A 13661-nucleotide genomic window follows, 5' to 3' on the forward strand; every position below is an offset into this window, starting at 1 on the left:
ACACCCTGCGAATTTTGACAGCATTTTCCGATCATTTCGGGGTAGCTACTGGTTTGCTCTTGCATCCCGAACTGCAGCATAAAACAGCAGCCCTACCGCGGGAGTGCTCAAGGCCAGGATGATGCTCGTCAACAGCGTACCCAGTTGAGGAGTGCCAGAAGAAAGTTCAAAAATTGAACCGACGGCAGCGATCGCTGCAACACAGGAACCGCCCAGAAACACACTACTTTTTGGGGTCATTTTTGCTCCGTTGCTTCTGCTCACCCAACTTCGTTAATTTAGCAGAAAACGGACTAGCTCACAGACTTAACGGCCTGAGTCGAAAATCCGTGCTTGGCGAGTTCTTGATTGAGCAACAGGGCATTATCCACGCGGTCGACGAACATTACCCCATTCAGGTGATCCATTTCATGCTGAATTACCCGCGATAGCAGACCCTTTGCGGTTAGCTTTTGAGGCCGTCCATTCTCGTCTTTGTAGGAAACCTCAATCACTTCAGGTCGAGTCACATCTAAAAAGACACCCGGAATGCTGAGGCAGCCTTCTTGAACGACACAAACGTCTCGGCTTTGCTGCTTGACAGTTGGATTAATCAAGATCAAAGGCGGCGTGGTGGGGTTGTCTAACTCGCAGTCAATCACGATCAGTTGCTTATGAACTCCAACCTGGGGAGCTGCCAGACCAATGCCATCTTCGCTGTACATGGTTTGCAGCATCTCTTTGGCTAACTGGCGCACTTCATCGTCAACCTTATTAATGCGCTTGGCGGGTTGACGCAAGACGCGATCGCCCAAGTAGTGCAGTTGAAGGGGCGGCTTTGCTAGCTTTTTCTTTTCAACCAGAATTTGAGAGGTCATGAAACCGTAACCTATTACAAATAGTGAATTTCTCTAACTCCATCATAATGAATCATGCCCATTCCAGGGTGGATACGTGCAAAGCTCTTAATCTTTTGCTCAACTGATTAGTTTCCCCTGTGATTCCTTTGGTCCTCCAGGTACCTCGAATTTTACTAACCCAGGTGTCTCCCTTTTATGAATCCAGCTGAATCCAGCTTCAACGCAACCAGAATCCTGGCAAGATAGAGTCAGTGACTCTATTTGGGGTTGAGCATGACTTGGCAAAAACTGGCAGCTTTTTTGCTGTCTCTGATGCTTTGGGGTTGGAGTCTTCCGGCTCACGCAGACTGGACGATGCCTATGTCCTTTAGTAATGCAGAGCTAAAAGGGCGAGATTTTTCAGGGCAGAGTCTACAGGCATCGGAATTTTCTAACGCAAATTTGGAGTTCACTAACTTCAGCGATGCAGATATTCGAGGAGCCGTGTTTAGCGCGTCGGTCATGACTAAAGCTAATCTGCACGGCGCAGATTTGACCAATGCAATGGCAGATCAGGTAAACTTTTCGGGAGCCGATTTGAGCGATGCGGTTTTTACCGAAGCCATTTTGCTGCGATCGACGTTCGAGGATGTGGATATTGCCGGAGCCGATTTTAGCTACGCCATTTTGGACGGGGCACAGGTGAAGGAGTTATGTGCACGGGCTAGCGGCACAAATCCCAAAACAGGTATCGATACACGTGAATCTTTAGGTTGCCCTTGACTATGCGGGTTGGTGTAATTGGTGGCGGTCAACTCGCCTGGATGATGGCAGATGCGGCGCGATCGTTAGCAGTCGATTTAATTGTGCAAACTCCTGAGGCGAGTGATCCGGCAGTGGCGATCGCCACCGAGACGATTCTTGCTCGGATTGACGATGCTACTGCGACAGCCCAGCTTGCTGCCCAGTGTGACGTGATCACGTTTGAGAATGAGTTTATTGACCTGGAAGCCCTGACTCATTTAGAAAAGCAGGGCGTTCGTTTTTATCCTCAACTCACAGCCCTGGCTCCGCTGCTGGATAAGTATCATCAGCGCTGCTATTTGCGGGACATTGGGCTACCCACTCCTGAATTCTCAACTTTAGAAGCCGCAGATACCCTTTCTGCCAGATGGCTCAGCTATCCCATTGTTTTGAAGGCGCGTCGCCACGGCTATGACGGGCAGGGAACGTTTGTTCTCAAGGATCGGGCAGATTTAGAGAAAATTTTGGCGAACTCGGCAAGGCAAGCCTGGTTGGTCGAAGAATTTGTGCCCTTTGAGCGTGAACTGGCAATTATGGCGGCACGTAGCACGACAGGTGAGATCGTCACCTACCCAGTTGTGGAAACTCAGCAGGAAGCACAGGTTTGTCATCGAGTATTTGTGACTTCTGATTTGGCGACAGTAGAGGAGGAAGTGGAGGCGATCGCCCACACCTTACTCACTCAACTCAATGTTGTCGGCATATTTGGCATTGAACTGTTTCTAACTCGTGACGGCAAAGTGCTGGTCAACGAGATTGCACCTCGCACTCACAACTCCGGACATTACACTTTAGATGCCTGCGTCACGTCTCAGTTTGAGCAACATCTTCGTGCAGTGTGTGGTTTGCCATTGGGCAATCCGGCCTTGCGGACTGAGGCGGCTGTCATGGTGAATTTGTTGGGTTACGAGCATTCCCAAAGTGAGTACTTAGAGAAACGCCAGCAGTTATCGCAAATTCCCCAGGCTCAGGTGCATTGGTATGGCAAAACAGAGTCTCGACCGGGGCGTAAGTTGGGACATGTGACTGTGTTGATGGATATTAGCGATGCAGCTAAGCAGCGATCGCAAGCCACAGAAATTGCCCAAACTATCGAGTCAATCTGGTATCAAACGTGATGCTCTGGGCGATCGCCCCTGCACTGAAACTCTGCACTGAAACAAAGCCTTTACGTTCAAAAACATCTCATTAACAGACTCGTTAGTCAGGTAGCAATAAAATCCCCGGCTTCGTAGAGAAGCCGGGGATCTGCGTCCCTTGCTAAGTAAAGGAGTAGAGTTATTTCACAAGTCCTGAGCGAAGCGCACGAACCGCTAACTGAGTGCGATCATCAGCACAGAGCTTGTTCAAAATATTCCGTACATGAGTTTTGACTGTTCCAACGGTGATGTAGAGCCGTTCAGCAATTTTGGCATTGCTGCATCCGTCTACAATCAACTCCAAAACTTCCAATTCTCGCTCTGTTAATGGGTATGCCTGAACAACCTGATCATACTCATTGTCCATTGCTTTAATGGCGATCGTGCCAGATTCAGCTTTAGAAAAAGCCTCAGCCTGCGCTTCACGCGTCTGTCGCAGGACAACACGAGCAACAGATGGATCAATCCAGGAATCACCCTGAGAGGTTACTCGAATAGCTTCTACCAGATCATTGATGCTGATATCCTTCATGCAGTAAGAGTCTGCCCCAGCCGCGAAAGCAGACATGACGACTTCTTCATCGTCCTGCATTGTCATAATTAAAACTTTCGTTTCAGGCACATCGCCTGCGGGAGGAATGCTCTTGAGGCGCTGAGTTAATTCGATCCCATCCATTCCGGGTAAACCAACATCTACAATAGCAACGTCGGTAGGAGTGATTTTAAGAAGTTCAAGCGCAGATAAAGCATTACTTGCTTCACCAACTACCGCAATTTGGTCTCGCTGCTGTAGTGCTGTGCGAATACCAACGCGAGTTAAAGTATGGTCTTCCACTAGGGCTACACGGATCGTGTTCATCTCTAACCTTTCGACTTTCTAGAACGAGGAGGACTTTAAGCAAGCACTTTGGGATGGATATGCAATGGATAATAATATTTCAACAGTTTCACCTGCAGAAATACTAGACGATTTACCTAATCTTTTCGGTCTATCAAGAGAAGGAGGCTGTAGGCGTATATAGGTATTTCGTTGGGAATAGTTTAAGTGAATTTGAGTCTATTGCTGATTTATTTCTATGCTCAACCTGATCTACATTCCTTACCAAATGGGGGTTGCAGAGCTTTAAGCTCGATTTAACGTACCTAATCGTACATAGCAAAGTATTGCGCTAAAAAATCTTATGTTAAATCCGTTTACATTCAGAACCTTAGATTTGATGAAAGAAGGAATTTAGTTTGCTTGATCTAAGTAACTCTACACAAAAATGGTAGTAAATGTGACGTAGACGACTGTCAATTAGTCGAAAAGTCGGAAAATATCTAGAATGAATGCAGGATTTATCCTACAGAAATAAAAATCTGTAGAGGCAAAATTCTTTCGATCAATTTCTCAACAATATTTTTTCTACACAGAAGGTTCGTGAACTTTTGAGTTAATAGAACTTCTGTTGGAAGATATGTCTTTTGAAAGAGATCTAAAAGACAACAGGACTACCTAAAGGATGAACTTATAAAAACTCAAATATTTAGGCAGTAACAGCTACCATATTGAGCTTCTTTTTAAGGCTGAGCAATTTGAGTAGTTCTAGCGTGAAGCGTGCTGTTAAGTATCAGCTTCGGACTTTTCAGAAGCACTTTAATAGGACAAATCTTGGACAAAAGATTGCCCCTCTACCTATCAATCGCGATCGCACTCTACTACTCCGATGCTTTTTCATCCAAAAGGATACCGCTTTGGGCAACCAGCTTGGGGTAGATCAGCACAAAGAACACCATCCAAGTTAATACAGGAATAGCGACCAGCGCAGTCAGCCACCAGAGTCGCAGCAGCAGCCAGCTACCGCTGATGAGGGTGATGCCTGTCAAAACGATTGACCAGGGCTGACACCACCAGGGTTTGTAATCCCAGACGTTGAGTGATTTGGAATCGGGTTGAGTCGTCATGTGGAGTCCTAGGTTATTGACGTAAAGTGCAACTCGGAAGCTTTTGGAGAAGATTTTACCTTCGTAAGGGCAAACGGGTGTTCACTCTTACTCAAGCATTGCCAACCTACTAGTTAGTCGTAAGGAAGGGTAGGGCGATCGCAGCCACTTCTGCAGCATATTCTTCGTGCAATCCCAGGGAGCCGGGAAGCCGTTGGGATTGCACGTTGGGCTGCGCTGCGATCGCCTCCATTTCTGCCTTTGAGCCTGGAGGTGCCTGTTCGCTGATAACTAACATCAACGGCATTGAGAGGGATTGAAAGTTTTGCAGAAATTCGTCGCGGTTTTGAGCAGGGTCGAGGGTACCTGTGACAAAGGCCGCTGGAGCGAAGCGGGCACCAGGTCGTTGGGTAATCTGGTATTTCTGCTGAATGAATTCAGGCGTGAGTTTCTCAATATCGGTATAGACGTGACGACGATACATCAAATTTAGAAAGGAGGGCACCGTATTGAGCTTATAAAGCGCTTGTCCCAGCAGGGGCGATCGCACCGTTTCCCGCACCACACCTGCAACCTGCTGATTTGCACCCATCGTCGGCAACGGTCCGCGCCAGGTTGGAGCCACCAACACAATCTTTGACCAGACTGCGGGCTGCATCGAAACCAACTGCATCACATAGCCCGCTGCATGTCCGGCAGCAATCACTGCTACGGGCGTGTCAAATTGGCTGCGGACAAAATCTTGCAAAAGTTGGTGATAAACCGCTGAGCGGTAGTCGATGGACGGTCGGTCAGATTCTCCAAAACCGAGCCAATCCATCGCCCAGACTTGAAATTGAGTAGACAGCCGCTCTGCTAAACCTCGCATTTCGGAACGGGTAGACACGGTGCTAAAAGCAGGCAGCAGCAAAACAGGACTTCCCTGTCCTAACGTCTCGTAGACAACCGTGTGGGCTTGCTGCTTCCAATTCCACACAAACTCGTGGGGAGTACCGCCAATTCCGGCAGGGTTAGTGGGGTTGAGAGGAGGGGCGATCGCATTCATAAAAAAACTCCCAATCTTACAAAATTCTTGGTAAAGACCTGATGAATCGCATTCTACAAGTAGGCTTCATGAGTAACAGATGCTTTGAGCATAGGACGCGATGAATCGCTGTCTTAACAAGCAGGTTCCATTCTGAATCAATTGCTCAACTTTCATAAGCCTGCGCGGCTTGAATTAAGACGTTTTTGAAGGAAATACATAAATCGGCAATAAATTGTTCAATTTGTAGACAGATTTCTTTGCTAGCGACGCATAAAATTTGCTTATCACGTTCTACATAATAAAGACAATCATTATCATGATATTTCTCGCTTCCGTTTTTGGAGGTCTTTGTAATGCATCTACCCACTCAGACTGATATAGCCATCATCGGGGCTGGACCTCACGCTCTCACCCTGGCAACGCATTTGCTGCAAAAGCGATCGCAAATGCAGGAAAAGATCGTTGTGCTTGATCCAAACGGGTTTTGGATGCATCAGTGGCAGCGTTTGTTTTCAATGCTGGAAATTTCGCATTTGCGATCGCCTGCCATTCACCAGCCCGACCCCAACCCTTACGCGCTGCGTCAGTTTGCAAAACATCGACTTAACGAGTTGTTTTCACCACACGACCTACCAGGCGCAAAACTGTTTCAAGATTTTTGCCAGACTCTCGTTTACCGTTGGCAGCTACAGCAGCAGGTGCATCGCGCTCTAGTCCAGCGAATCACGCCGATCATGCAAGATCGTCCTTGCCTCAGCATTGCTTTGGCTGGCGGCAAATCGTTAGTGGCTCAGCGGGTCGTGCTGGCAATGGGTGGCGGAATGCTCAATTTTCCAGCCTGGGTGAATAAAGTTTCAACCCCCTACCCAAAACACAGACTTTGCCATTCCCACGAGGTTGATTTGCGCCAGTTGCGCTTGCGGCGTGAGCGAATTTTGATCGTGGGAGGCGGATTAACGAGTGGACACTTGGCAGTAGGAGCGATCGCGCGGGGTGCCGAGGTGCAGTTGCTCTCTCGTCGTCGCCTTCTAGAGAAATGGTTTGACGCTGATCCTAATTGGCTCAATTCCAGCGATTGCCAGGAATTTGTTGCCGAACGCGACTGGGAAGTTCGGTGGGAAATGATTCAGCAAGCCCGTAATGGCGGCTCTATGACTCCTGACATGATGGCTCATCTGCGCCAGTTGCAGCAAACAGGAAAACTGACGCTGCACCAACGCTGTCAGGTAGTCAAGGCAGAATGGCTGGGCGATCGCTGGCAAGTCCGCTGTCAAGATGGTGCAGTTTTAGAGTGCGATCGCATCTGGCTTGCCACCGGGACAAAGCTAGACGTGACCCAAAATCCACTCCTGGCAAACGTTCTAGAAGAATTTCCGACTGGTATTGTGAACGGCTTGCCCATCCTGGATGACCATCTGCGCTGGCAGGGTTGCAACCTGTTTCTAATGGGTGGTCTAGCAGCGCTGCAAATTGGCCCTACTGCCCGTAACTTGGCAGGCGCAAGGTTAGCCAGCGATCGCATTGTTGCAGCACTAACCCGATCCAGCCTGGTCAAATGCTAATCAAATTAAGAAATAAAACTACGTTTTTCGTTTGAATGAGTACCAATGAGCGATCCAATCCTCCTCTTGCAATCCGATAATGAAATAAATGAAATATAAGTAGATGAATCCCTATAAAAACTGAGGAAGTACCTTTCAGAAGCGCTGTCCCAGGTTTTTATGAAGGGCTACTTTAGATGTGCAAAGCCGAAGGTGAGGGAAAAGCATGGAAGGACGGTTGTTGCTGGTGGATGATGAACCAGGATTGCGGGAAGCAGTGCAGGCCTACCTGGAAGACAGCGGGTTTACAGTAAACGTCGCCAGCAATGCCCGTGACGGTTGGGAGTTGCTTCAGCAAACGTCGCCTGACCTGGTAATTTCCGACATCATGATGCCGCAGGTAGATGGCTATCAATTTCTCAAGCAAATGCGGGAAGACGAACGGTTTCAAGCGATTCCTGTCGTATTTCTGACAGCGAGAGGCATGACGACTGACCGAATTCAAGGCTACCAGGCGGGCTGTGATGCCTATCTGTCCAAACCTTTTGACCCGGATGAGTTAGTGGCGATCGTAAGCAATCTGTTAGAGCGACGAGCTGTCTCAAACCGGGCAGCGGCGGGGGATGGCGATGCCCCCGATATTGCAGATATGGCGCGACAAATTGCCGAAATTCGGGCGTTGCTGACTCAGAGAGGGGCGATCGCCCAAACTCCTGCTCCTGTCCGGCTTGATTTCACCCCGCGTGAGCAAAGCGTTCTGGAACTGGTGGCAGAGGGTCTGATGAACAAGGAAATTGCCCGTCGCTTGGAAACCAGCGTTCGTAATGTAGAGAAATACGTCAGCCGCTTGTTTAGCAAAACGGGCACCAATAGCCGCACAGAGCTGGTGCGCTATGCATTGGAGCATGGTTTGACAAAGTGAATGGGAATTGGGAGTTAGGGATTAGAGGTAGGTTTTGGCATTGAACCTTGGTCTCATCGGGGTTTTTCTTGCTAAACCTACCCGTACGGTGCTGCAGCCAACAGGATTCGATATTGGGAATCTATTACATAACGTGTTGGCAGTCCGGAAGAAGCGGCAAAAACCGCGACAAATGATATCAACCAAGCCTTGGCTCAACAGCCTTTTTTGCTCAGCGATCTGCTGAAATGCAAAATTGCAGAACCTTAACCATTTATCGACAAATGGCAGTTCGTGAGCCTTTAATGGACTTGTAAAGACTATCAATCGCCCTCCTGCCTGGAAAACCGAAGGGCGATCGCACACACACCAACCGGAGTTGGAGGTAAGTCACTATGATATCAGCACCACCGCCGATCTTGTCGAGCCGCTGCTGTCGCTTCGATGCGATCGCAGATCAGATTTTTGTAAGCCCCTTCCATGCATTTGTCATTGGGAGGGGCTTATGACTTATAGAGAACAGCTTCACCCCTGGTGCATTATTCGCCATGCAGCCGAGGCTACACAATCGGCTGCACCTACTGAACAGCTTGTAGTTGCCCGGTTTCGTCGTCGCAACAATGCTGAAGATCATCTCAAGCGAATGCAGCGCCTTTCCCCTGAGTGTTCATACAGCATCATTTTTGACCCAACCACACGCCAAACCGATCTGGCTGGCACTTCGGCTCTCGGATTAGGTTTGCCCGTACAGAACGCTATGGCGGGACAAGCTCTGACCGAACCAGGATTAACCTGACTCTCAGCAGTAGCCGCGTGTGCTAAGCGTGAGACTCAAGGCAGTTAAGCAAACTAATTCGGATATTGTTTGACCAGCCTGTGGGGGCGATTTGCTAATCGCCCCTACCCAATCCGGTTTGAATTCTTAATTAGCGTCAGTCTCTTGTTTCTGCAACACTGCGAATGATTGCATCATTCAGATTGCACTGGCAACAGGGGCAGGTTCGTAAAGGTATTCAAACCAATTGCCGTCTGGGTCCTTGCCATAAAAAGAGGCAGTACCATCCCGATGTTCGTGAATGGGAGTGAGGTGAACCCCTTCTGTTTTGAGTCGCTCGTAGGCAACGTTGACTTCAGAGCGATCGCTAAAAATAAATCCAAAGTGAGGACCAGCCTGACCATAGCTGGGACTAAGCAAAGCCAGACCATCATCACCGGCTTTGAGATAAGCCCAGTCAGGATCTTTCCACACTAGATCCATCCCTAAGTTCTGATAGAACTGAGCCGCCTGGTCGAGATCTTTGACACAAATGGCTACGTGTCCGAGTCGCTTGAGCTTCATGGCACCGAAAAATAAGTTTCCTATCTTAGATATAGCGCTAGTCACTTAGTTAGGACAAAAAGGGAGGTAGGGCTTCGTCGTACCTCCCTTTTTGTCTTGACTTGTGTAGCGACAGCTATCTCGCAATTCTGAGTGCCATCAGGCGGCTACAAGTGGATAGCTCCAGCGCAGAGCGGCTTCAGCAATCCGCTGTCCGTATTTTTCAGCAGTGAGGCGATCGCCCTTGTCCAAAGCTGCCTCTTCTCCGCCGCTATTTAATGGGCTTTGCCCCATCACACCTAGAAATGAACCCAGCCGATTGACCCCGTCGGTTTTGCCAAGGTATGGACTAGGCAAATCACCTACACTCACCCAAATCATGCCGTGTTGAGCGGCGTTAATCGACAGGTAGAGCAGCGTTCCCTGCTTGTCTCCGCTCAGAGAACTGGAGTGAGTAAAGCCTCCCGCAATCTTGTCTTTCCACTGCTGGGCAAACCAAACTGAACCGCCTGCGTCTAAAAATGCCTTGAATTGGGCAGCAACCCCACCCATATAAGTTGGAGAACCAAACACAATTGCGTCTGCCTGATGCAGCTTCTCCAAGATTTCTGCATCTTGCCAGCGTCCCTGCTCAATTTGCTCACTCGTGATTTGCAGCAATTCAACCCCAACGTTCTTGGATCTGGCTCCTGCTGCGATCGCCTCAGCCATCAAATGAGTATGGCCGGAACCGGAAAAATACACGATAGCAACTGTTGACATAGGAACCTCAGCAAATGTTCTATTAACTGAATAGATGCTAAAAGTAACTACTTACCAAAGTAAAGTAGACACTTTAAAGTAACTAATAGGCACTTTCAGGTAACCAGCTATGTCACGTTCTCGCTATCCCAGCCCATGTCCAGTCAGCATGTTGATGGAGGTTCTATCTGGCCCCTGGACGATGTATCTGCTGTGGGTGCTTTCTACCGATGGTCCGACCCGATTTGGTGCGTTAAAACGCCGAATTGAAGGAATTTCCACAAAAGTCTTGACTGAGCGGTTGCGAATGCTGGAGCAAGAGGAAATTCTCTATCGCCACTATGAGCCAACCGTGCCGCCCCAGGTGACTTATGGGTTAACCGAGCGAGGACAAGAACTCGTTGTTATCCTTGACCAACTCAATGATTTGGCGCTGCGCTGGTATACTTCCTTGCTAGATGAAAACTCACCGTCTGAAGGGTGTGTTGGTCTTGCCTCTGCTCCAACCGTTTCCCCTGATTCAACAGGTTCTCCTGCCCCAACGGTCTTTAGATGAGACAGTTGAGCATGATGTCATCATTGTGAATATCATTGCCGACGTAAAATTTCTGTTCACCGACTTTGATAAAGCCCGATTTTTTGTAAAAGGAAATAGCTCTTATGTTTTGGTTGGAAACGCTCAACCAGACTTGCGTACAGGCAGTTGTCAGAGCAAAGTTGAGCGCAGCCTGCATTAATCCTTGAGCGGCTCCAAGCCCATGAAATTTCGGCAGAATGTACAAACGTTTTAGTTCAATGGTGTTCCCACATTCCCCTGAAGGCAGCTCTTCTAAAGGTGGGTCGGAGCGGCATAGCAGACAGTACCCTATTGCTTCTCCAGCAACCTCTGCTACATAGATAGTAAAGTTTGGGTCATTGATATATTGCTTGAATTTCTCAGAGGTAAATTCTGTTGCAATATAGTTCTCTATGTCTTCTTGGGGTGTGTTTGCAGGACAGGCTAATGCAAAAGTGCGTGCTGCAACGAGTACAAGCGCTTCTACATCAGCCTCATTCCCTTCTCTAACCCGAACTTCCATATTTAGGAATTACCCAACGCTAAAAAACAGGCTGTCCTAAATAGTTGCCTGGTGGATTGTAGCGACACACTAGAATATCATTTCCGCCTGCGTTGGCGATCGCACATCCGACTTCTGCAGTATCTCCCCACACCATTTGCGTGTAGTGACCGACATCAAACCAGTTTCCTGTAGAACTCACGTCTGGGAAAGCGCCATCAACAAAATATTGCTTTTCTTCGCCCCACATATCAACCATCTGGGTATAGGTGAATGCTCCAGAAGTACCAAGCCAAAGGTTTTCCCCCTCGCCTGAGTTTGGGCTGTGCTGCAGCGTATTTCCACCCAGTGAAGCAAGATAATTTGCCCACTCCTGAGCATTGCTAGCTAGCGTGTCTGACCAGGTTAGCGGTGCGACGTTTACCTCTGCACGATATTTGTTATGAGCCTCTAAAATCTCCTCCGCAAGGGAGCGCTGTGCCACCAAGATTTCAGCTTGGGAAGTTGGGGGGTGGGATGAGACACTATTGCTCATCACTTCGCCCCTGTCCAGCACCATGCTTGAGGTAGACAAGGCTCCAACAGTCATCAAGCCAAACACAGTTCCAGTTATGCAAACAACTTTAGCCAGGAGTGCCATCGTGTGAAATCCTATGGATATCGTAGATAGGTGATTTGTCATCCTGGCTTTATTGACTTGGCTGCGTTAGATCAGTTCCGTTAGATCAGTTCCGACGTTAAACTACTGACCATTACACATCATGGCGAGATCAAATCGCTGTCCGGACTGATCAACGACCCAACACTCACGGCTGAAAGTGGTGGGTTCCGGTGCTGTATAGGGAACGAAGCTACTGTAGGGAGAGTTCATCTCTTCAACAGACTGAATGGCTGCCTCAAAGTTAAGCGGTGGCGATGAAACGCTGACAGGAATGGAGATGCCGTCTTCTTCCAGGACTGCAACGCCTTCACAGGCGGGAATGACTTCAGCGGCGATCGCCCCAGTTGCCCGCCAATCTTGAAGCTGGTAACGGAATGCAACCAGGTCTTCCCGATAATCGGGTGATGTTTCTGAGTTGCCAATCAGCAAGCTAACTGCTCGAATAGATGAACTCCAGCTGTTTTGACAAATACTTGTTTGCAGCGCTGAGTCTAGTTCAGGAATGGCAGTATCTTCAGCGTTTGCAGCAACGCTCAACAGCGGGATGGTCAACAAAGCAATAGAGGTAACAATTTTCAGCATGGTAGGTAGCGATCGCCATTAAAGCGAGATCAAAATTCACAATAGTCTTCAGCGATCGGCTCTACTCGTCCGGTAAATCTGCTATGCCTCGCCAGCCTAAATCCGTTTCCTACAGAATCTTCAACAGTTCACTTCAGTACGGTTCACTTCAGTACAGAGCAAATTAGCTCGCCTAGACCGTTCTCGACAAAAGGTGTCACCGTTCCATCTTTTTGAATTCGTTGGCGATCGCGACAGTTATAAACTTCAATCGGTCTTGCAATCCCATCCATGCTCACAGACGCTCTGTATTCCCAATAATTTTTGGCACTGCGTTTAATGCTCAGAATGCAAATATCATGTCCATTCACCGTGCGGCAGAAAGCAGCCTGGGCAGGCAAAGCAACTGCAAAAGCTAAAACCAGTACTAGCACCAGGGCAATGTATTTCACGTAAAAAGGCTACTGTTTTGACAACATTTTACTGCCAAAACAATAGCCCTTTGAGATGTAAGGTAGGCTCAGGCTTACCTATTCAAAACTGTTGATGTTTAGCTTAAATGTCGTAAACTCGACATTCAACCGCATCAGGATTCTCATCACAGTAGCGTTCCAGGGAATTTTTCTTTGCTTTTCGGTGAGAACATTCAGCCTGCAACTCTTCGACAATATCCCAAGCAACAGCACAATCACCTGAGGTAGCACCTTTGAGATCACAAGTTGCACGAGCTTCGGCGATCGCAGCTTGAATTGCACCCTCTAGCCTCTGCGCTACGCCTGCTTGAGAAGCTGGCAGTTGAAGCATTTCCAGGGTTTTGGACATAGTGGCACTTTCAGCATTGAATGCTGAGACGACTTTAGGACTCGCTCCAAAGATCAGACTTCTACTGGAGCTGATAGTTCCACTTTAAATAGACTTACCTGGATCGACAGTGAGGAGAACCGTAGACTTTTGGAGTGAAGGGCGATCGCCTCACTGTTAGTCTCATCCCCTTTATCAATAAACTTGTGCGAACTGAGTTTTACACACTATTTGAACACTAACGGATAAAGTTTCTGTGATGTCTCAGCGATCGCCTTCCCCTAAACTTTTATAGCGCTAATAGAGTTCGTAAAATTGCAGCCCATCCGCAGCGGTTGTGCTAAATATCTCAGGAGAAACTTGCCACA

18 protein-coding genes are annotated in these 13661 nt (G+C 48.3%); 6 read left to right on the top strand and 12 right to left on the bottom strand.

Translation table 11 applies throughout. The annotated features are described in order from the left end of the window. Window positions 1-45 precede the first annotated feature (45 nt). Together H6G00_RS05565 and def are read right to left on the bottom strand one after the other, a co-directional pair. Entirely contained in the window at window positions 46-240 is a 195-nt protein-coding gene (locus H6G00_RS05565) for a hypothetical protein (protein ID WP_190643490.1), read from the bottom strand. 53 nt (window positions 241-293) lie between these two features. After that, window positions 294-857, bottom strand: coding sequence for a peptide deformylase (gene def, locus H6G00_RS05570; RefSeq protein WP_190643491.1), 564 nt, complete (start codon window positions 855-857; stop codon window positions 294-296). A 255-nt stretch (window positions 858-1112) separates the two neighbouring features. Here def and H6G00_RS05575 point away from each other — a divergent pair, with 255 nt between their 5' ends. Both H6G00_RS05575 and H6G00_RS05580 read left to right on the top strand, forming a co-directional pair. Further along, complete coding sequence (locus tag H6G00_RS05575; RefSeq protein WP_190690313.1) at window positions 1113-1601, top strand: pentapeptide repeat-containing protein; 489 nt, start codon at window positions 1113-1115, stop codon at window positions 1599-1601. Window positions 1602-1603: 2 nt separating this feature from the next. Continuing rightward, on the top strand, window positions 1604-2740 hold the full coding sequence (locus H6G00_RS05580) for a 5-(carboxyamino)imidazole ribonucleotide synthase (protein WP_190795999.1): 1137 nt from the start codon (window positions 1604-1606) through the stop codon (window positions 2738-2740). A 160-nt stretch (window positions 2741-2900) separates the two neighbouring features. On the opposite strand, the gene H6G00_RS05585 is transcribed toward H6G00_RS05580, so the two are convergent. From H6G00_RS05585 to H6G00_RS05595, 3 genes are all read right to left on the bottom strand, one after another. Next, complete coding sequence (locus H6G00_RS05585; protein WP_190643493.1) at window positions 2901-3620, bottom strand: response regulator transcription factor; 720 nt, start codon at window positions 3618-3620, stop codon at window positions 2901-2903. A gap of 839 nt (window positions 3621-4459) precedes the next feature. Then, the gene (locus H6G00_RS05590) at window positions 4460-4705 is read right to left on the bottom strand and encodes a DUF6737 family protein (protein WP_190690310.1); all 246 of its coding nucleotides are present in this window, start codon (window positions 4703-4705) and stop codon (window positions 4460-4462) included. A gap of 109 nt (window positions 4706-4814) precedes the next feature. Next, window positions 4815-5729 carry an alpha/beta hydrolase gene (locus tag H6G00_RS05595; RefSeq protein ID WP_190795964.1) on the bottom strand — a complete coding sequence of 305 codons (915 nt, stop codon included), beginning with the start codon at window positions 5727-5729 and terminating at the stop codon, window positions 4815-4817. A gap of 335 nt (window positions 5730-6064) precedes the next feature. Here H6G00_RS05595 and H6G00_RS05600 point away from each other — a divergent pair, with 335 nt between their 5' ends. The 3 genes from H6G00_RS05600 to H6G00_RS34625 all read left to right on the top strand — a co-directional run bounded on the left by H6G00_RS05600 (window position 6065) and on the right by H6G00_RS34625 (window position 8949). After that, the gene (locus H6G00_RS05600) at window positions 6065-7273 is read left to right on the top strand and encodes an FAD/NAD(P)-binding protein (RefSeq protein ID WP_190795965.1); all 1209 of its coding nucleotides are present in this window, start codon (window positions 6065-6067) and stop codon (window positions 7271-7273) included. Window positions 7274-7478: 205 nt separating this feature from the next. Continuing rightward, window positions 7479-8174 carry a response regulator transcription factor gene (locus H6G00_RS05605; protein ID WP_190643497.1) on the top strand — a complete coding sequence of 232 codons (696 nt, stop codon included), beginning with the start codon at window positions 7479-7481 and terminating at the stop codon, window positions 8172-8174. A gap of 484 nt (window positions 8175-8658) precedes the next feature. Then, a complete protein-coding gene (locus H6G00_RS34625) occupies window positions 8659-8949 on the top strand; it encodes a hypothetical protein (RefSeq protein ID WP_199318328.1) in 291 nt (96 codons plus the stop codon). 177 nt (window positions 8950-9126) lie between these two features. Here H6G00_RS34625 and H6G00_RS05615 read toward each other — a convergent pair whose 3' ends face one another. Together H6G00_RS05615 and H6G00_RS05620 are read right to left on the bottom strand one after the other, a co-directional pair. Next, window positions 9127-9492 carry a VOC family protein gene (locus H6G00_RS05615; RefSeq protein WP_190795966.1) on the bottom strand — a complete coding sequence of 122 codons (366 nt, stop codon included), beginning with the start codon at window positions 9490-9492 and terminating at the stop codon, window positions 9127-9129. 138 nt (window positions 9493-9630) lie between these two features. Beyond that, the gene (locus tag H6G00_RS05620) at window positions 9631-10233 is read right to left on the bottom strand and encodes a flavodoxin family protein (protein WP_190795967.1); all 603 of its coding nucleotides are present in this window, start codon (window positions 10231-10233) and stop codon (window positions 9631-9633) included. A gap of 109 nt (window positions 10234-10342) precedes the next feature. On the opposite strand from H6G00_RS05620, the gene H6G00_RS05625 reads away from it, so the two are divergent. Further along, entirely contained in the window at window positions 10343-10768 is a 426-nt protein-coding gene (locus H6G00_RS05625; RefSeq protein ID WP_190795968.1) for a helix-turn-helix domain-containing protein, read from the top strand. On the opposite strand, the gene H6G00_RS05630 is transcribed toward H6G00_RS05625, so the two are convergent. From H6G00_RS05630 to H6G00_RS05650, 5 genes are all read right to left on the bottom strand, one after another. Continuing rightward, the gene (locus H6G00_RS05630) at window positions 10761-11291 is read right to left on the bottom strand and encodes a GNAT family N-acetyltransferase (RefSeq protein ID WP_190795969.1); all 531 of its coding nucleotides are present in this window, start codon (window positions 11289-11291) and stop codon (window positions 10761-10763) included. The genes H6G00_RS05625 and H6G00_RS05630 overlap by 8 nt on opposite strands. A 19-nt stretch (window positions 11292-11310) precedes the next feature. Then, window positions 11311-11910, bottom strand: a complete 600-nt coding sequence (locus H6G00_RS05635; protein WP_242042145.1) for a CAP family protein — start codon at window positions 11908-11910, stop codon at window positions 11311-11313. A 102-nt stretch (window positions 11911-12012) separates the two neighbouring features. Beyond that, a complete protein-coding gene (locus H6G00_RS05640) occupies window positions 12013-12513 on the bottom strand; it encodes a hypothetical protein (protein ID WP_190643503.1) in 501 nt (166 codons plus the stop codon). A 143-nt stretch (window positions 12514-12656) separates the two neighbouring features. Further along, entirely contained in the window at window positions 12657-12944 is a 288-nt protein-coding gene (locus H6G00_RS05645) for a hypothetical protein (protein WP_190795970.1), read from the bottom strand. 103 nt (window positions 12945-13047) lie between these two features. After that, the gene (locus tag H6G00_RS05650) at window positions 13048-13314 is read right to left on the bottom strand and encodes a Calvin cycle protein CP12 (RefSeq protein ID WP_190795971.1); all 267 of its coding nucleotides are present in this window, start codon (window positions 13312-13314) and stop codon (window positions 13048-13050) included. Window positions 13315-13661: the final 347 nt, after the last annotated feature.

This window comes from Leptolyngbya sp. FACHB-541 (assembly GCF_014695875.1).
Classification (GTDB): domain Bacteria; phylum Cyanobacteriota; class Cyanobacteriia; order Elainellales; family Elainellaceae; genus JAAUTN01.